This is a genomic window from Streptomyces sp. NPDC025833 (assembly GCF_055558055.1).
Genome location: NZ_JBVHNF010000004.1, coordinates 26,527 through 44,273 on the forward strand (window position 1 = coordinate 26,527; position 17,747 = coordinate 44,273).

The following is a 17,747-nucleotide window of genomic DNA, read 5'->3' on the forward strand; positions in this document are numbered from 1 at the left end:
GGGTTCGTCAGGCGCCCGTGCCGTCCAGTGCCTCGATGGTGGCGAGGGACGGGCCGCGCGTGGCCTGGAGGTCCCGGGCCACGTCCTCGGCCGCGCCCAGCACGCGCACCGAGTTCTGCCAGGTCAGCTTGGCCAGGTCGGCCTTGGACCAGCCGCGGTCGAGGAGTTCGGCCAGCAGGTTCGGGTAGCCGGAGACGTCGTCCAGCCCGTCCGGGGTGAACGCGGTGCCGTCGTAGTCGCCGCCGATGCCGAGGTGGTCGATGCCGGCCACCTCGCGCATGTGGTCCAGGTGGTCGGCCACCGTCGACACCGTGGCGACCGGGCGGGGGACGCGCTCCTCGAACGCCCGGTGGATCGCCAGGGCCTCGGGGCTGGTGTCCAGGTGGTGCAGGCCGTGGGCGCGCAGGTTCTCGTCGGCCGCGGCCGTCCAGTCCACCGCCGCCTGGAGCACGAACTTGGGCACGAACGTCACCATCGCCACACCGCCGTTGGCGGGCAGCCGCTCCAGCACGTCGTCGGGGATGTTGCGCGGGTGGTCGCACACCGCCCGCGCGGAGGAGTGGGAGAAGACCACCGGCGCGCGGGTGGTGTCCAGCGCGTCCCGCATCGTCGTCGCCGCCACGTGGGAGAGGTCGACGAGCATGCCGAGCCGGTTCATCTCGGCGACGACCTCGCGGCCGAAGGCGGACAGGCCGCCCGTCCTCGGCTCGTCGGTCGCGGAGTCGGCCCAGTCCACGTTGGAGTTGTGGGTGAGCGTCAGGTACCGCACGCCGAGGGCGTACAGGCCGCGCAGGGTGCCCAGCGAGTTGGCGATGGAGTGGCCGCCCTCGGCCCCCATCAGGGAGGCGATCCGGCCGTCCCGGCGCGCCGCCTGAAGGTCCGCGGCGGTCAGCGCGCGCGCCAGTCGCTGCGGGTAGCGGGCCAGCAGCCGCCGGACGCAGTCGATCTGCTCCAGCGTGGCCGCCACCGGCTCCGGCTCCTCGGCGGGCACGTACACCGACCAGTACTGGGCGCCGACCCCGCCCTCGCGCAGCCGCGGCAGGTCGGTGTGCAGGTGCTCGCGCTGGTCGGTGGCGATGTCGAGGGCGTCCAGGTCGTAGCCGGACTGCTTGCGCAGTGCCCAGGGCAGGTCGTTGTGGCCGTCGACGACCGGGAACTCGCGCAGCAGCGCGCGGGCCTCCTCCAGCCGGGTCACGGGCGTCACTTCCCGAAGCCGAAGCGGTCCTGGCCCTCGACCTTCGAGCGCAGCCGCCTGCCCTTCTCGGTGGCCTGGTCGTTGAGGTCCTGCTGGAAGTCGCGCATCCGGTGCAGCAGTTCCTCGTCGTGCGAGGCGAGGATGCGGGCCGCGAGCAGGCCGGCGTTGCGGGCACCGGCGACGGAGACCGTGGCGACCGGGACCCCGGCCGGCATCTGCACGATCGACAGCAGCGAGTCCATGCCGTCGAGGTACTTCAGCGGCACGGGCACGCCGATGACCGGCAGCGGCGTGACCGAGGCGAGCATGCCGGGCAGGTGGGCGGCGCCGCCCGCGCCCGCGATGAGCACCTTCAGGCCGCGGCCGGCCGCCTCCTCGCCGTAGGCGATCATCTCGCGGGGCATGCGGTGCGCGGAGACGACGTCGACCTCGTAGGTGATCTCGAACTCGTCCAGGGCCTTGGCGGCGGACTCCATGACGGGCCAGTCGGAGTCCGACCCCATGACGATGCCAACAACGGGACTCATTCGGTGATCGTGCCTCTCAGGTATCCGGCCGCGTGGCGGGCGCGCTCCAGCACCTCGTCCAGGTCGTCGCCGTAGGTGTTGACGTGCCCGACCTTGCGGCCGGGCTTCACGTCCTTGCCGTACATGTGGATCTTGAGCTTGGGGTCGCGGGCCATGCAGTGCAGGTACGCGGAGTACATGTCGGGGTAGTCGCCGCCCAGGACGTTGACCATGACCGTCCACCGGGTGCGCGGGCGCGGGTCGCCCAGCGGGAGGTCCAGGACCGCGCGGACGTGGTTGGCGAACTGCGAGGTGATCGCGCCGTCCATGGTCCAGTGGCCGGAGTTGTGCGGGCGCATCGCCAGCTCGTTGACGAGGATGCGGCCGTCGCGGGTCTGGAACAGCTCGACGGCGAGGTGGCCGACGACGCCCAGTTCCTTGGCGATGGTCAGCGCCATCTCCTCGGCCTTCAGCGCCAGGTCCTCGTCGAGGTCCGGGGCCGGGGCTATCACGGTGTCGCAGACGCCGCCCACCTGCTGCGACTCGACCACCGGGTAGGCGACGGCCTGGCCGTGCGGGGAGCGCACGACGTTGGCGGCCAGCTCGCGGACGTAGTCGACCTTCTCCTCGGCGAGGACGGGGACGCCGGCCCGGAACGGGGCGGCGGCCTCCTCGGCGGAGTCGACGACCCACACGCCCTTGCCGTCGTAGCCGCCGCGGACGGTCTTGAGGACCACGGGGAACCCGTCGCCCTCGGCCGCGAACGCGGCCACGTCCTGCGGGTCGGCGACGATCCGGTGCCGTGGGCACGGGATGCCGATCGCGTCGAGCCTCGCGCGCATCACGCCCTTGTCCTGGGCGTGCACCAGCGCGTCGGGCCCGGGGCGCACGGGGATGCCGTCCGCCTCCAGGGCCTTGAGGTGCTCGGTGGGTACATGTTCGTGATCGAAGGTGATCACGTCGCAACCCCGTGCGAACTCGCGGAGCGTGTCGAGATCGCGATAGTCGCCGATGACGACATCGCTCACGACCTGCGCCGCGGAATCCTGAGGGGTGTCACTGAGGAGCTTGAACCTGATGCCCAACGGGATGCCCGCTTCGTGCGTCATACGCGCGAGCTGCCCCCCGCCGACCATGCCGACTACCGGGAACGTCACGCCCCTAGCGTATCGGCCACGCGGGGGCGTCTCCGGCCCCGCCCCTCTCACGCCCTCTTACCCGCCGCTTCCCCCTCTCTTCCCGACCTGTTTCCCGCAAGTCGCCAGGTCCGCGGGCACCGCCGGGTCGGCACGGCTAGCATGGCGGGGTTACGAAACCTACCGACGGGAGCTGCACAGCCATGGAACCTCGTTCCTCGGGGCTGCAACGGCTCGTACGAGAGGTGGTCAAGTTCGGCGCCGTCGGCGGTGCCGGCGTGCTGGTCAACCTGGGCGTGTTCAACCTGGTCCGGCACGTCTCCGACCTGCCGGTGGTGCGCGCCAGCATCATCGCGACCGTGGTGGCCATCCTCTTCAACTACGTCGGCTTCCGCTACTGGACGTACCGGGACCGCGACAGGGGCGGGCGCACCAAGGAACTCACGCTGTTCCTGCTGTTCTCCGCGATCGGCCTGGTGATCGAGAACGGCGTGCTGTACGCGGCGACCTACGGGTTCCACTGGGACAGCCCGCTGCAGAGCAACGTCTTCAAGTTCGTCGGCATCGGCGTCGCGACGCTGTTCCGGTTCTGGTCGTACCGGAGCTGGGTGTTCCGGGCGCTGCCGGCCGAGTCGGCCGTCGTGGCCGCGGAGCCGGTCCCGGAGCCCGGGGCCCGGCGGTCCGCGCCGCGGCAGCGCGTACCGTAGGCGGCCCGCTCCCCCGGGGCGGGGCTCAGCGGACCGTGGGCCGGTCCTCGTCCGACTTGCGGGCCGGGGGCGTGCGCGAGAGGAACAGCCCGAAGACCGGGGGCTGCGCCTGGAGCAGTTCCAGCCGGCCGCCGTCGGCCTCCGCGAGGTCCCGGGCGACGGCCAGGCCGATGCCCGTGGAGTTCCGCCCGCTGATCGTGCGCTCGAAGATCCGCGCGCCGAGGTCGGCCGGTACGCCCGGTCCCTCGTCGGTGACCTCGATCACGGCCTGGTTGCCGGTGACCCGGGTGCGCAGGGCGACGGTGCCGCCGCCGTGCATCAGCGAGTTCTCGATCAGCGCGGCCAGCACCTGGGCCACCGCGCCGGGCGTGCCCACCGCCGTGAGGTGCCGCTTGCCGGAGCTGACGACGGCCCGGCCGGCGCTGCGGTAGGCGGGCCGCCACTCGGCGAGCTGCTGCTGGATGACCTCGTCCAGCTCGAAGGAGACCGCGGAGCCGGTGCGCGGGTCGCGGGAGTTGGTCAGCAGCCGCTGCACGACGTCGGTCAGCCGCTCCACCTGCGTCAGCGCGATGGTGGCCTCCTCCTTCACCGTGTCCGGGTCGTCGGTGAGGGTGATCTCCTCCAGGCGCATGGACAGCGCGGTCAGCGGGGTGCGGAGCTGGTGGGAGGCGTCGGCCGCGAGGCGCCGCTCGGCGGTCAGCATGCGCCCGATCCGCTCGGCGGAGGAGTCCAGCACGTCGGCGACCCGGTCCAGCTCGGGGACGCCGTACCGCTTGTGCCTCGGCCGGGGGTCGCCGGAGCCGAGGCGCTCGGCGGTCTCGGCGAGGTCGGTGAGCGGCGAGGCGAGCCGGTTGGCCTGCCGCACGGCGAGCAGCACCGCAGCCACCACCGCGAGCAGGGCGACCAGCCCGATGATCAGCAGGGTCCGGCCGACCTCACGGGTCACGGCGGAGCGGGGCTCCTGCACGGTGACCGTCTCGCCCTCCTCGCCGTGCGCGGTGGAGTGGATGGTGTCGCCCTCGGGCTTGCTGCCGATCTCGATGGGCCTGCGGCCGGGCATGGTGATGACCGCGTACTGGTCCTTGCTGACCGGGTTGCGCAGGACGTCCGCGTTGACGTTCTCCGCGGCGAGGACGCGGCTGTCCACGATGCTGGCCAGCCGGACCGCTTCCGACTCCACCCGTTCCTGGGCGCTGTTGCTGATCGTCCGTGTCTCGACGATCACCAGGGAGATGCCGAAGACGGCGATCACCACGAGGACGACGGCGAGAGTGGACTGGATGAGACGTCGACGCATGTACTGTCACCCGAGCCGGCCCCGCGGGGCCTCAGCTCTTCTCGAACCGGAAACCGACCCCGCGCACCGTGGCGATGTAGCGGGGGTTCGCCGCGTCGTCGCCGAGCTTCTTGCGCAGCCAGGAGATGTGCATGTCGAGGGTCTTGGTCGACGACCACCAGGTGGTGTCCCAGACCTCGCGCATGAGCTGGTCCCGGGTGACCACCCGGCCGGCGTCCCGCACCAGCACCCGCAGCAGGTCGAACTCCTTGGCGGTGAGCTGGAGTTCCTCGTCGCCCATCCAGGCGCGGTGGGACTCGACGTCGATGCGCACCCCGTGGGTCGCGGGCGGCTGCTGCGGTTCGGCGGCGCCGCGCCGCAGCAGGGCCCGCACCCGGGCGAGCAGCTCCGCCAGCCGGAAGGGCTTGGTGACGTAGTCGTCGGCGCCCGCGTCGAGGCCGACGACGGTGTCCACCTCGTCGGCCCGTGCGGTCAGGATGAGGATGGGCACGGCGTGGCCGTCGGCCCGCAGCCGGCGGGCGACCTCCAGGCCGTCCATCCCGGGCAGGCCCAGGTCCAGCACGACGAGATCGACACCGCCCTGCATTCCGGCGTCGAGCGCGGCGGGTCCGTCCTCGCGCACCTCGACCTCGTAACCTTCGCGGCGCAGGGCGCGGGCCAGCGGCTCCGAGATGGACGCGTCGTCCTCGGCGAGCAGTACACGGGTCATGAGGTGATGGTAGACCGCTCACGCACGGTGCCGGGGTGTGATCGGATCCCGGGACTCTTACCTTCGCGTGCCGCCGGTACGGACCATCGACCTGGGGATGGGATCGTAGAAGAGACCTTCGATCCCGGGCCTGTGGTTCCCCTGACACCTGTGATCCGTGTCTCAAGTCCTTCCATATCCGGCACTGTCCTGCCGTATGGTGACCTGAACGCCTGTAGTGCGCACCGGGGACCTTCGGCGGACAGTGGACGCTGAGGGTCTCTTTCGCGTACGGGCTGATCGGATGCGCGATCGGCCTCGAAAGGAACGACCTCTGGCCGGGCTCCGCGCGCGACGACGCGTCGCGGGGCGTGGATCCCGGTGGTCGCCGTCCGCCGATCCGCGATCCGGAACGGACCCCCCTCCGGGCGTGGGGGCGGACGAGCGACCTCGCCGGTGCCGGCCGCACCCCCACGGGCGCGCAACGCTCAAGCCGCGCGTCCCGACCAGCAAGGAACGACCATGGCGTCCAGCCTGACGAAGGACTCGGTCCGCCCGGGCACCCCCGGTTCCGAGAAGACCTTCTTCGGCCACCCCCGCGGACTGGCCACTCTCTTCATGACCGAGATGTGGGAGCGTTTCTCCTACTACGGAATGAGGGCTCTGCTCCCGCTGTACCTGGTGGCCCCGGGCGGGCTGCACCTGAGCGCGGGCACGGCCAGCGCGATCTACGCGGTGTACCTGTCGCTCGTGTACCTGCTCGCGCTGCCCGGCGGCTGGTTCGCCGACCGTGTGCTCGGTCCCCGCAAGACGGTCGCCGTCTCCGGCGCGGTCATCATGCTCGGCCACCTGTGCCTGGCCCTTCCCGCCGCGGCGAGCTTCTACGTCGGCCTGGTCCTCGTCGCCATCGGTTCGGGTCTGCTGAAGGCCAACATCTCCACGATGGTCGGCCACCTCTACAACGGCCCGGAGGACCCGCGCCGGGACGGTGGCTTCACGCTCTTCTACATCGGCATCAACCTGGGCGCCTTCGTCGCCCCGCTGGTGATCGGCACCATCGGTGAGGACGTCAACTGGCACCTGGGCTTCGCGCTGGCCGCGGTCGGCATGGCGATCGGCCTGGTCCAGTACCTGCTGGGCGGCCGCCACCTGGACGCCAGGAGCAGCGAGGTCCCGACCCCGCTGTCGGCCGCGGAGAAGGCCGCCACGCTGCGCAAGGGCCTGATCTGGCTGGCCGTCGCCGCCGTCTTCTACGGCATCGTGGGCGGCACCGGCCACTTCACCCTGAACTGGGCGCTGATCCCGCTCACCCTCATCGGCCTGATCGTGCCGATCATGGTCATCGGCCGCATCCTGCGGGACAAGGACCTGGAGCCCGCCGAGCGGTCGAAGGTGTCGGCGTACATCTGGTTCTTCGTCGCCGCGGCCGTCTTCTGGATGATCTACGACCAGGGCGGCTCGACCCTGTCGCTGTTCGCCGCGAAGAGCGCCGAGAACTCGGTCCTCGGCTGGGAGTTCCCGGTCTCCTGGTACCAGTCGGTCAACCCGGTCATGATCATGGCCCTGGCGCCCGTCTTCGCCTGGCTGTGGCTGTGGCTGAACCGGCGCGGCAAGGAGCCGAGCACGATCGTGAAGTTCTCCTCCGGTCTGGTGCTGGTCGGCGCGTCCTTCTTCGTCTTCCTCGCCCCGCTGTCGATCGCCGAGGGCGGTCACAAGGCCGCGGCGATGTGGCTGGTCGCGATCTACTTCGTGCAGACCGTCGGTGAGCTGACGCTGTCGCCGGTGGGCCTGTCCGTGACGACGAAGATGGCGCCGAAGAAGTACGCCTCCCAGATGATGGGCGTCTGGTTCCTCGCGGTGACCGCGGGCGACTCCGTCACCGCCCTGCTGTCGAACCCGGCCGTCGGTGGCGTCAACCTCGACAAGATGGGCTTCGTCGCCCTGGAGGCCGTCCTCGCCGTGGTCGCCGGTTTCGCGGTGTGGATGTACCGCGGCAAGGTCAAGAAGATGATGGGCAGCATCAACTAGTAGCCGCCGCCGCTCTCCCGAGGGCCGTCGCATCCCGGCCGGATGCGGCGGCCCTTCGGCGCCGGGGCCGGCCGTCACCGCGTCCCGCGCCGCGGCGGCGGCGTGGACACCGCGCGCCGAGCGGGACGGCGGCCGTGCCCACCACCGGGCCGGAGGCCTTGAGGTCGCCGTGGACGCCCGCGCCGGTCCGGACGGGTCCGCCGCGCCCTCACCGGCCGAGCCCGCGCAACCGCCGGACGCCGCGGGCGCCGGACGCCGTGCCGGACGCGGAGGTGCCGTCTGATGCCGCCTGATGGGGAGGTGGAGGGCCGTCGGCCGCCCCGCGGGGCTGCCCGGTGGTGTCCAGGTGAGCGAGACCGCCGTCCACACCCGGGTGCACGTGGTGGCCGTACCGGGCGCCCCGGCCGTCGGCACGCCCGGGGACGGCTCCGAGGTACGGGCCGGGGCCGTGCGGGAGGAAGGCGCGGCACACGCCGGATCCGTGGCGGTCCGGCGTGTGCGGCGGGTGGGGGTGGTGGCGGGCGCCCGCCGGGCGGCTCAGGCGGGCGCGCCCAGCTCCGCCCACACCGTCTTGCCCGGCGTGCCGGGAACGCGGACCACGCCCCAGTCCAGGCACAGCCGTTGCACGATGAACATGCCGTGCCCGCCGGGGCGTCCGGCGCGGTGCGGCGTGCGGGGAGCCGGCTGGCCGTCGCCCCGGTCGGAGACCTCGATCCGGATCACCTTGTTGTCGCAGGCGAGCAGCAGTTCGTCGGGGCCCTCGGCGTGCAGGCAGGCGTTGGTGACCAGTTCGGAGACGACGAGCAGGACGTCCTCGGCGGCGGCCCGCTGGTCGGCGCCGGCCGCCGGCAGCCAGCCCCACGCGTACAGCGCCTGCCGGGTGAAGTCACGGGCGAGCGGGACCACCCCGCTCTCGCCTTCCAGACGCAGTCTGCGCAGTTGCCGGACACGGGCCTGCGGTGCGCCGTCGCTCGGCCCGGACGGCACGGACGACGCGGCTGCCCCCGAGGCCGCGCCGGCGGACGGCGCGGTCCCTTCGGACGCCCCGGAAGCGCCGCTGGGCTCCGGGCCGCGGTCGCCCGGCGAGAAAGGCCGGGTGGTGCTCATCAGCGCTTCACCTCACCGATTCACCAGTTCACGATTGAGAAAGTGCGGTCAACGGTCCGGCGGTGGTCCGGCCACAGGTCCGGCACCGTCGGCTCCGGCCGGCCGTCACGCGTCCGGCCGCCGGCCCGGCGCCGCCCGTCCGGGGTCCCGTCCCCGTCCGTCCGCCGGACACGCGTTTCGTCCAGGTCGTTCGTCCAGGCGTCCCGTCCGGTCCGTCCACCTGTCCCCGCGGGGTTCCGGTGGCCGGCGGCCGGCTGGACGCCTCCTGCTCTTCTTCTGCCCTCTCCTGCCCGACCGATCCGGCGGAACACCCCCGTTTTCGGCATGACACGCGCAACGCCCGCGGATGCCGGTGCGCGCACCGGGCGGGACGGCGGAGGGCGGCGGGTCAGTCGGCACCGTCGGCCAGGGCCGCCTCCACGGAGTCGTGGACGGTGAAGACCGCCTCGGCCCCTGTGATCTCGAACACGCGGGCGACGACCGGCAGCATGCCGGCCAGGTGGACCCCGCCGCCGGCGGCATCGGCCTTCAGCCGGGCGCCGAGCAGGACGTTCAGCCCCGTGGAGTCGCAGAACTCCAGGCGTGAGCAGTCCACCACCAGGCGTGAGAAGCCCTTGGCGAGGAGGTCGTCGAGGGGCTCACGCAAAAGATCGGCGGTGTGGTGGTCGAGCTCACCCGCTGGTGTCACGACGGCGCTGGATCCCTCTTCCCGCACCTCCACCAGAAGCCGGCCCGACTGTGCGCTGCCGACCGTCCCGTGGTCCATGCCGTCTCTCTCCCGAGGTCGTGGCTGCTGATGCCCTCGAACATTACGCCTTCCTCGCGCACGGCGACACCCGAACTTCCGCACACAATCGGACATAGCGCAACAGAACGCACTTGCGACCCGCTCGGTGAAGCGGGTAGGGCTATAGGGACACACCTACACGCCGGCTTGGAGGCGCCGCACACCGCAGTGCACGTACTGGCTTCGGCAGCCATATGCCGAGAACGATGGAGGACACCCATGTCACCCCGGCTCGACGCATCGCCTACCCCGATCGCGACGTCGACACCCCCACCGGAACAGCTGGATCATCCCATCGACGCCCTCGACCTCTTCGAGGGACTCCCGGAGATCCCCCCGTACGACGAGATCGGCCCGGTGGACGCGCGGGCCCTGTCCAAGACCCTCTTCGAGCGCCTGGAGTCGCTGGAGGAAGGGACGTACGAGCACGCGTACGTCCGCAACACCCTCGTCGAGCTGAACCTCGCGCTCGTCAAGTTCGCCGCCTCCCGCTTCCGCTCCCGCAGCGAGCCGATGGAGGACATCATCCAGGTCGGCACCATCGGCCTGATCAAGGCGATCGACCGTTTCGAGCTCTCCCGCGGCGTCGAGTTCCCCACCTTCGCCATGCCGACCATCATCGGCGAGATCAAGCGGTTCTTCCGTGACACCTCCTGGTCCGTGCGCGTCCCGCGCCGGCTGCAGGAGCTGCGGCTCGACCTCGCGAAGGCCGGCGACGAGCTGGCGCAGCAGCTGGACCGCGCCCCCACGGTCTCGGAGCTCGCCGAGCGGCTCGGCATCACCAAGGACGAGGTCGTCGAGGGCATGGCCGCGTCGAACGCGTACACCGCCTCGTCGCTGGACGCCCAGCCCGAGGAGGACGACACCGAGAGCGCGCTCGCGGACCGCATCGGCTACGAGGACCACGGGCTCGAGGGCATCGAGTACATCGAGTCGCTCAAGCCCCTGATCGCCGATCTGGCGCCCCGGGACCGGAAGATCCTCTCCCTGCGCTTCGTGGCGAACATGACCCAGTCGGAGATCGGAGAGGAACTGGGCATCTCGCAGATGCACGTGTCCCGGCTGCTGTCGCGGACGCTGGTGCGGCTGCGCAAGGGACTGACGCTGGAGGAGTGACCGTCCGGCCGGACGGTGTGCACGGCCTGCGGAAGCGGCCCGGCGGACGGCGCCGGGCCGCTTCGCCGTGCCCGGGACCCGATCCACCGGCAGCCGGGTACCCGGCGCCCCCACCCTCATGCGGGCGGGGCGCCGGTGCCGGGTCAGACGACGCGCACGCCCCTGCGCCACACGCCGCTGACCAGCGGGACGCCCGGCCGGTAGGCGAGGTGGACGTGGCTCGGGGCGTCGAGCAGGGTCAGGTCGGCCAGCGCGCCCGGGGCGAGGCGCCCGACGTCCGTGCGGCGCAGGGCGGCGGCGCCGCCCGCCGTGGCCGACCACACCGCCTCGTCCGGGGTCATCCCCATGTCGCGGACGGCCAGGGCGATGCAGAAGGGCACGGACGAGGTGAAGGACGAGCCCGGGTTGCAGTCGGTGGAGAGGGCGACCGTCACGCCCGCGTCCAGCAGGCGGCGGGCGTCCGGCCACTCGGCGCGGGTGGAGAACTCGGCGCCGGGCAGCAGGGTCGCGACGGTACGGCTGTGGGCGAGGGCGTCGACGTCGGCGTCCGTGAGGTGGGTGCAGTGGTCGGCGCTCGCCGCGTCCAGTTCGACGGCGAGCCGGACGCCGGGACCGTAGGAGAGCTGGTTGGCGTGGATGCGCGGGTGCAGGCCCCTGGCCTTGCCGGCCGTGAGGATCGCGCGGGCCTGGTCGCCGTCGAAGGCGCCCTTCTCGCAGAACACGTCGATCCAGCGGGCGTGCGGCGCGCAGGCGTCCAGCATCTCACCGGTCACCAGGGCGACGTACGCGGCCGGGTCGTCGGCGTGGTCCGGGGAGACGATGTGCGCGCCCAGGTACGTCACCTCGTCGGTGTGCCTCGCCGCCAGGCGCAGGGCGCGGGACTCGTCCTCGACGGTGAGGCCGTAGCCCGATTTCGTCTCCAGGGTGGTCGTGCCCTGGCGGAGGGCCTCGCCGAGGTACCGGGTGAGGTTCGCCTCCAGTTCGGCGTCGCTCGCGGCGCGGGTGGCCGCGACCGTGGTGCGGATGCCGCCCGCGCTGTAGGTGCGGCCGGACATGCGGGCGTTGAACTCCTGCGTCCGGTCGCCCGCGAACACCAGGTGGGAGTGCGAGTCGACGAAGCCGGGCAGCACCGCCCGGCCGGCCGCGTCGACCCGGTGGTCGGCGGCCGGGGCGCGGCCGGCTTCCCCGGTCCACGCGACGCGGTCGCCGTCGATGACGACGGCCGCGTCCCGGACCAGGCCGAGCGGGGATCCGTCGCCCTGGGCGGGGTCGTTGGTGACCAGTGCGGCGATGCCGGTGATGACGGTGCTGCTGCTCATGGTGTCGTCCTCGCGGGGTCGTCCTCGGGGCGGGCGTGGGTGGTCAGGCGTGCAGGGCTTCGATCGCGGCCGCCAGGGCCCGCGGCACGTCCGGGACGAGGGTGTGCGTCCCGTCGCGTACGACGTGCCGGCCGCCCACGACGGTGTGCCGCACGTCCGCCGCGCTCGCCGCGAAGACGGCGGTCTCGGCGCCCAGCCGGGGGGCCGGTCCGGCCGTCCTGACGGAGTCCAGGGCGATGGTGGTGAAGTCGGCGGGCGCCCCCGTCCGCAGGGCGCCCGCCTCGTGCCAGCCGAGGGCCGCGTGGCCGTCCGCGGAGGCCGCGCGCAGCAGGGCCGCCGCCGTCCAGTGGCCCCGGGTGCGGGTGCGCAGCCGCTCGTTCAGCTCCATCGCGCGCGCCTCTTCGAGCAGGTCGACGACGGCGTGGCTGTCGGAGCCGAGGGACAGCGGGGAGCCGGCCCGCTGGAGGGCGACGGCGGGGCCGATGCCGTCGGCCAGGTCGCGTTCGGTGGTCGGGCACATGCAGGTGCCGGTGCCCGATCCGCCGAGCAGGGCGATGTCCTCGTCGGTGAGGTGGGTGTTGTGCACGCCGGTGGTGCGGGGGCCGAGGACGCCGTGGTCGGCGAGGAGCCGGGTGGGCGTGCGGCCGTGGGCGGCGAGGCAGGCGTCGTTCTCGGCGGTCTGCTCCGACAGGTGGACGTGCAGCGGGGCCCGGCGCTCCTCGGCCCACCGGGCCACGGTCGCGAGCCGGCCGGCGGGCACGGCCCGCACCGAGTGGATCGCCGCCCCGACGCGCGCGTGCTCCCGTGCCCGGAGCCCGGCGCAGCGCTCGGCCCACTCCTCGGCGGTGCCGTCGGAGAAGCGGAGCTGGTGGGCGTCGGGCGGCTCCCCGAAGCCCGAGGAGAGGTAGCAGGTGTCGAGGAGGGTGATCCGGATGCCGGCCGCGGCGGCGGCCTCGATCAGCGCCTCGCCCATGGCGTTGGGGTCGGCGTAGCGGGTGCCGCCGGGGGCGTGGTGCACGTAGTGGAACTCGCCGACGGCGGTGACGCCGGCCAGCGCCATCTCGGCGTACACCGCGCGGGCGAGGTCGTGGTAGGTGTCCGGGGTCAGCCGGTCGGCGACGGAGTACATCACCTCGCGCCAGGTCCAGAAGGTGCCGGAGCCGACCTGGACGGTGCCGCGCAGCGCGCGGTGGAAGGCGTGGCTGTGGGTGTTGCTCAGGCCCGGCAGCGTGAGGCCGCGCAGCACCTCCGCGCCCGGCGGCGGGGCCGGTGTGCCGGTGCGGACGGCGGTGATCCGGCCGTCCGCGGTCTCGACCAGCACGCCCGGCTCGACCCGGGGGTCGAGCCAGGCGTGCTCCAACCAGTAGGTTCCCGTGGTCACCTGCGGGCCAGTCCTTCCAGTACGTCGGCGAGCGCGTGCACCCCGGCCACGCAGTCGTCCTCGGCCGCGAACTCGGCCGGGGAGTGCGAGACGCCGGTGGGGTTGCGCACGAACAGCATGGCGGTCGGGATGCTCCCGGAGAGGATCCCGGCGTCGTGTCCGGCTCCGGTGCCGAGGACCGGCACCGTCAGGCCGGCGTCCCGGCCCAGGATGCGGCCGAGTTCGTCCCGCAGGGCGTGGTCGAACTCGACGACCGGGGTGAAGGACTCGCGGACGACGTCGAGGCCGACGCCGTGGGCGTCCGCGTACTCCCGGGCCGCCTTCTCGATGCCGCCGACGACGGTGTCCAGGGTGTCCTGGTCGGCGGCGCGGGAGTCGAGCCAGCCGCGCACCAGCGAGGGGATGGCGTTGACGCCGTTCGGTTCGACGGCGATCTTGCCGAAGGTGGCGACGGCACCGGCGAGTTCGGCCTCCCGGCGGGCGGCGAGCACGGTCTCGGCGTACGACGGCATGGGGTCGCGCCGGTCGACGAGCCGGGTGGTGCCCGCGTGGTTGGCCTCGCCGCGGAAGTCGAACCGCCACCGCCCGTGCGGCCAGATGGCGCTGGCGATGCCGACCCGGTCGCCGGACAGGTCCAGCGCGCGGCCCTGTTCGACGTGCAGTTCCACAAAGGCGCCGATCCGGGCGAGCCGTTCGGGGTCGGGTCCGACGGCCTCGGGGTCGTACCCGGCGGCCTCCATGGCGCGCGGCAGGGTGATCCCGTCCCCGTCGGTGAGCCGGTGGGCCTGTTCGACGGTGAGCCGACCGGCGGTGAGCCGGGAGCCGACGCAGGCGAGCCCGAACCGGGCGCCCTCCTCGTCGCCGAAGTTCACGATGGCGAGCGGCTTGCCGAACTCGGTGCCGCGGGCGCGCAGTTCGTCGAGGGCCGCGAAGGAGGAGACGACACCGAGGGGGCCGTCGAAGGCCCCGCCGTCCGGGACGGAGTCCAGGTGCGAGCCGGTGACGACGGCGTCCCCGGCGGCGGGGTCGCCGAGCCAGGCCCACTGGTTGCCGTTCCGGTCGACCTCGTAGGCGAGTCCGCGCTTCTCGGCCTGCTCCCTGAACCAGGCCCGGCAGTCGGCGTCGGCGCCGGTCCAGGCGAACCGCCGGTACCCGCCGGAGGCGGAGCTGCGGCCGACCGGCAGCAGCTCCGCCCACATGCTGTGGAAGGTCACGCCTGGTCACCCTCGCGCATCGGCACCCGGACCCCGCGCTCGGCGGCGACGGACTCCGCGATGTCGTACCCGGCGTCCACGTGCCGGATGACGCCCATGCCGGGGTCGTTGGTCAGCACCCGGCGGATCTTCTCCCCGGCCAGCTCGGTGCCGTCGGCCACCGTGACCTGGCCGGCGTGGATGGAGCGGCCCATGCCGACGCCGCCGCCGTGGTGGAGGGAGACCCAGGACGCGCCGGAGGCCACGTTGACCATGGCGTTCAGCAGCGGCCAGTCGGCGATCGCGTCGGAGCCGTCGAGCATGGCCTCGGTCTCGCGGTACGGCGAGGCGACGGAGCCGCAGTCGAGGTGGTCGCGGCCGATGGCCAGCGGGGCCGCCAGCTCGCCGGAGGCCACCATGTCGTTGAAGCGCTCGCCGGCCTTGTCGCGCTCGCCGTAGCCGAGCCAGCAGATGCGGGCGGGCAGGCCCTGGAAGTGGACGCGCTCGCCGGCCATCCTGATCCAGCGGTGCAGGGACTCGTTCTCCGGGAACAGCTCCAGGAGCGCCTTGTCGGTCTTGGCGATGTCGGCCGGGTCGCCGGACAGGGCCGCCCAGCGGAAGGGTCCCTTGCCCTCGCAGAAGAGGGGGCGGATGTAGGCGGGGACGAAGCCGGGGAAGGCGAAGGCGCGGTCGTACCCGGCGAGCCGGGCCTCGCCGCGGATGGAGTTGCCGTAGTCGAAGACCTCGGCGCCGGCGTCCTGGAAGCCGACCATGGCCTCGACGTGCCGGGCCATGGACTCGCGGGCGCGGGTGGTGAAGCCGGCCGGGTCCTTCGCCGCCTCGTCGGCCATGTCCTCGAAGGCGATGCCGGTGGGCAGGTACGACAGCGGGTCGTGGGCGGAGGTCTGGTCGGTGACGATGTCGATCGGGGCGTTCATGGCGAGGAGCTGCGGGACCAGCTCGGCCGCGTTGCCGAGGACGCCGATGGACAGCGGGCGGCGGGCGTCGCGGGCCTCGGTGGCCAGGCGGAGCGCGTGGTCCAGGGAGTCGGCCCGGACGTCGAGGTAGCGGTGCCCGATGCGGCGGTCGATGGCGCGCGGGTCGCAGTCGACGCAGATCGCGACGCCGTCGTTCATGGTGACGGCGAGGGGCTGGGCGCCGCCCATGCCGCCGAGGCCCGCGGTGAGGGTGATCGTGCCGGCGAGGGTGCCGCCGAACTTCTTCGCGGCGACGGCGGCGAAGGTCTCGTAGGTGCCCTGGAGGATGCCCTGGGTGCCGATGTAGATCCAGGAACCGGCGGTCATCTGGCCGTACATGGTCAGGCCGAGGGCCTCCAGGCGGCGGAACTCCTCCCAGTTGGCCCAGTCGCCGACCAGGTTGGAGTTGGCGATGAGGACGCGCGGGGCCCACTCGTGGGTCTGCATCACGCCGACCGGGCGGCCCGACTGGACCAGCATGGTCTCGTCCTGCTTGAGGGTCCGCAGGGTGCGGACCATCGCGTCGAAGGAGCGCCAGTCGCGGGCGGCCTTGCCGGTGCCGCCGTAGACGACGAGCTTGTCGGGGTGCTCGGCCACCTCGGGGTCGAGGTTGTTCTGGAGCATGCGCAGGGCGGCCTCCTGCTGCCAGCCCAGGGCGCTGAGTTCCGTGCCGCGCGGTGCTCGTACGGGGCGGGGTCCCGACATCGTCTGCCTCCTCGTGCCTACGTCTATTCACATCCTGTCCCGCTGAATAGGGCTAGTCAATACGGCGGGCGGGCCGCGTCCCGGGGCCGCGGGTGTTTGGCTGGAAGCACCGGTGGCCGGCCCGGGACGGGGAAGCCGTGGTCCGGGAGGTTCCCGAGGCGCCGGCAGTGCGGGAGGTGCGCGAGGTGACAGAGGTGCGGCGGGACACGGCGGACGACACGGCGGATGCCATGGCGGGCGACACGGCGGACGAGGCGCGGGAGCGCGCCGCCCGCCGCGACCGGGCGGTGCGGGCCGCGGTCGAGCAGGGGCTGCTGGGGCCGGACACGGCCGTGGTGGGGCTGCTGGACGTCGTCGGCATCCGGCGGGCGGCGGCGGACCTGCGGGCGGCCTTCGCCGCGGTCACCGCGCCCGGCACCCCGGTGCTGCACGCCTTCGCCGTGAAGGCGACCCCGCTGGTGCCGGTCCTGCGGCTGCTGCACGAGGCGGGCATCGGCGCCGAGGTGGCGAGCCCCGGCGAGCTGGCGCTGGCCCGGGCCGCCGGGGTGCCGCCCGCCCGGACGGTGCTGGACTCGCCGGCCAAGACCCCGGCGGAGCTGCGCGAGGCACTCGCCCTCGGCATCGCCGTGAACGCGGACAACCCCCAGGAACTGGCCCGCCTGGACACCCTGGCCGGGTCCGCGCCGACCCGGTCCCCGATCGGCGTCCGGGTCAACCCGCAGATCGGCGGCGGCGCGATCGGCGCGACCTCGACGGCGACGCGGACCTCGAAGTTCGGGGTGGCGCTGCGCGACGAGGGGGCGCGCGCCTGGGTCGTCCGGGCGTACGCGCGACGGCCGTGGCTGACCCGGCTGCACGCGCACACCGGCTCCCAGGGCGTCCCGCTGCCGCTGCTGGCCCGGGGGGTGGCGGAGGTGTACGCGCTCGCCGAGGAGATCAACGCCGCCGCCGGGCGGCGGCAGGTCGACACGGTCGACATCGGCGGCGGGCTGCCGGTGAACTTCGCCTCGGAGGGGACGGCGCCGTCGTACGCCCGGTACGCGCGGCTGCTGGCCGCCGAGGTGCCGGGGCTGTTCGACGGGCGGTACGGGCTGGTCACCGAGTTCGGGCGGTCGCTGCTGGCCGAGCAGGGGACGGTGGTGGCCCGGGTGGAGTACACCAAGAGCGCGGGCGGCCGGCGGATCGCGGTGACGCACGCGGGCGTGCAGGTGGCGACGCGGACGGTGTACGCGCCGGGCGCCTGGCCGCTGCGGATCGCCGCGTACGACGCCGGGGGGCGGCCGAAGACCGGGCCGCAGGCGGAGCAGGACGTCGCCGGGCCGGCCTGCTTCTCCGGCGACCTGCTCGCCGAGGGGCGGACGCTGCCCGTGCTGGAACCGGGCGACTACGCGGCGGCGCTGGACACCGGCGCGTACTGTTTCGCCCACCACTACGCCTACAACTCCCTCGCCCGGCCGGGCGTCCACGGCTACGCGCCGGACGGCCGCGGGGGCGTCGCCTTCGCGACCGTGCGGACGGCGCAGACCGTCGCCGAGGTGGTGGCGGAGTCCGGCGGGGCACACGCCGGCGCGCTCACCGCCCTGGACCTGCCCGAGGACCGTTGAG

General features: G+C 73.2%; 15 protein-coding genes. 4 read left to right on the top strand and 11 right to left on the bottom strand.

Annotation, left to right across the window (positions count from 1 at the left end; all coding sequences use genetic code 11):
- Window positions 1-7: 7 nt before the first annotated feature.
- Genes ACZ4K2_RS07560 through ACZ4K2_RS07570 form a run of 3 tightly spaced genes read right to left on the bottom strand, consistent with a single transcriptional unit; the run spans window position 8 to window position 2,858 of the window.
- Window positions 8-1,195 (bottom strand): dipeptidase, encoded by a 1,188-nt coding sequence (locus tag ACZ4K2_RS07560; protein WP_467471232.1) that lies wholly within the window; start codon window positions 1,193-1,195, stop codon window positions 8-10.
- A gap of 5 nt (window positions 1,196-1,200) precedes the next feature.
- Window positions 1,201-1,722: a 5-(carboxyamino)imidazole ribonucleotide mutase gene (gene purE, locus ACZ4K2_RS07565; RefSeq protein WP_467470536.1), complete on the bottom strand. Its 522-nt coding sequence runs from the start codon at window positions 1,720-1,722 to the stop codon at window positions 1,201-1,203.
- Window positions 1,719-2,858 carry a 5-(carboxyamino)imidazole ribonucleotide synthase gene (locus ACZ4K2_RS07570; RefSeq protein WP_467470538.1) on the bottom strand — a complete coding sequence of 380 codons (1,140 nt, stop codon included), beginning with the start codon at window positions 2,856-2,858 and terminating at the stop codon, window positions 1,719-1,721. Before ACZ4K2_RS07570 ends, purE begins: the two co-directional genes overlap by 4 nt.
- A gap of 182 nt (window positions 2,859-3,040) precedes the next feature.
- On the opposite strand from ACZ4K2_RS07570, the gene ACZ4K2_RS07575 reads away from it, so the two are divergent.
- Entirely contained in the window at window positions 3,041-3,544 is a 504-nt protein-coding gene (locus ACZ4K2_RS07575; protein WP_467470541.1) for a GtrA family protein, read from the top strand.
- A 25-nt stretch (window positions 3,545-3,569) separates the two neighbouring features.
- Here ACZ4K2_RS07575 and ACZ4K2_RS07580 read toward each other — a convergent pair whose 3' ends face one another.
- On the bottom strand, window positions 3,570-4,841 hold the full coding sequence (locus ACZ4K2_RS07580) for an ATP-binding protein (protein ID WP_467470543.1): 1,272 nt from the start codon (window positions 4,839-4,841) through the stop codon (window positions 3,570-3,572).
- A 31-nt stretch (window positions 4,842-4,872) separates the two neighbouring features.
- The gene (locus ACZ4K2_RS07585) at window positions 4,873-5,550 is read right to left on the bottom strand and encodes a response regulator transcription factor (RefSeq protein WP_030341405.1); all 678 of its coding nucleotides are present in this window, start codon (window positions 5,548-5,550) and stop codon (window positions 4,873-4,875) included.
- Window positions 5,551-6,051: 501 nt separating this feature from the next.
- On the opposite strand from ACZ4K2_RS07585, the gene ACZ4K2_RS07590 reads away from it, so the two are divergent.
- Complete coding sequence (locus ACZ4K2_RS07590; protein ID WP_467470547.1) at window positions 6,052-7,557, top strand: peptide MFS transporter; 1,506 nt, start codon at window positions 6,052-6,054, stop codon at window positions 7,555-7,557.
- 537 nt (window positions 7,558-8,094) lie between these two features.
- Here ACZ4K2_RS07590 and ACZ4K2_RS07595 read toward each other — a convergent pair.
- Window positions 8,095-8,664 carry an ATP-binding protein gene (locus ACZ4K2_RS07595; protein WP_467470549.1) on the bottom strand — a complete coding sequence of 190 codons (570 nt, stop codon included), beginning with the start codon at window positions 8,662-8,664 and terminating at the stop codon, window positions 8,095-8,097.
- A gap of 388 nt (window positions 8,665-9,052) precedes the next feature.
- Window positions 9,053-9,430 carry an STAS domain-containing protein gene (locus tag ACZ4K2_RS07600; RefSeq protein ID WP_201820874.1) on the bottom strand — a complete coding sequence of 126 codons (378 nt, stop codon included), beginning with the start codon at window positions 9,428-9,430 and terminating at the stop codon, window positions 9,053-9,055.
- A 240-nt stretch (window positions 9,431-9,670) separates the two neighbouring features.
- On the opposite strand from ACZ4K2_RS07600, the gene ACZ4K2_RS07605 reads away from it, so the two are divergent.
- The gene (locus tag ACZ4K2_RS07605; RefSeq protein WP_467470551.1) at window positions 9,671-10,567 is read left to right on the top strand and encodes an RNA polymerase sigma factor SigF; all 897 of its coding nucleotides are present in this window, start codon (window positions 9,671-9,673) and stop codon (window positions 10,565-10,567) included.
- A gap of 143 nt (window positions 10,568-10,710) precedes the next feature.
- On the opposite strand, the gene hutI is transcribed toward ACZ4K2_RS07605, so the two are convergent.
- The 4 genes from hutI to hutU are packed head-to-tail and all read right to left on the bottom strand — an operon-like array spanning window position 10,711 to window position 16,142.
- On the bottom strand, window positions 10,711-11,886 hold the full coding sequence (gene hutI / locus ACZ4K2_RS07610) for an imidazolonepropionase (protein WP_467470553.1): 1,176 nt from the start codon (window positions 11,884-11,886) through the stop codon (window positions 10,711-10,713).
- A gap of 43 nt (window positions 11,887-11,929) precedes the next feature.
- On the bottom strand, window positions 11,930-13,267 hold the full coding sequence (locus ACZ4K2_RS07615) for a formimidoylglutamate deiminase (protein ID WP_467470554.1): 1,338 nt from the start codon (window positions 13,265-13,267) through the stop codon (window positions 11,930-11,932).
- Window positions 13,264-14,481, bottom strand: a complete 1,218-nt coding sequence (locus tag ACZ4K2_RS07620; RefSeq protein WP_467470556.1) for an allantoate amidohydrolase — start codon at window positions 14,479-14,481, stop codon at window positions 13,264-13,266. Before ACZ4K2_RS07620 ends, ACZ4K2_RS07615 begins: the two co-directional genes overlap by 4 nt.
- Window positions 14,478-16,142: a urocanate hydratase gene (hutU, locus tag ACZ4K2_RS07625; protein WP_467470558.1), complete on the bottom strand. Its 1,665-nt coding sequence runs from the start codon at window positions 16,140-16,142 to the stop codon at window positions 14,478-14,480. Before hutU ends, ACZ4K2_RS07620 begins: the two co-directional genes overlap by 4 nt.
- 230 nt (window positions 16,143-16,372) lie before the next feature.
- On the opposite strand from hutU, the gene ACZ4K2_RS07630 reads away from it, so the two are divergent.
- Window positions 16,373-17,746, top strand: coding sequence for a type III PLP-dependent enzyme domain-containing protein (locus ACZ4K2_RS07630; RefSeq protein ID WP_467471233.1), 1,374 nt, complete (start codon window positions 16,373-16,375; stop codon window positions 17,744-17,746).
- Window position 17,747: the final 1 nt, after the last annotated feature.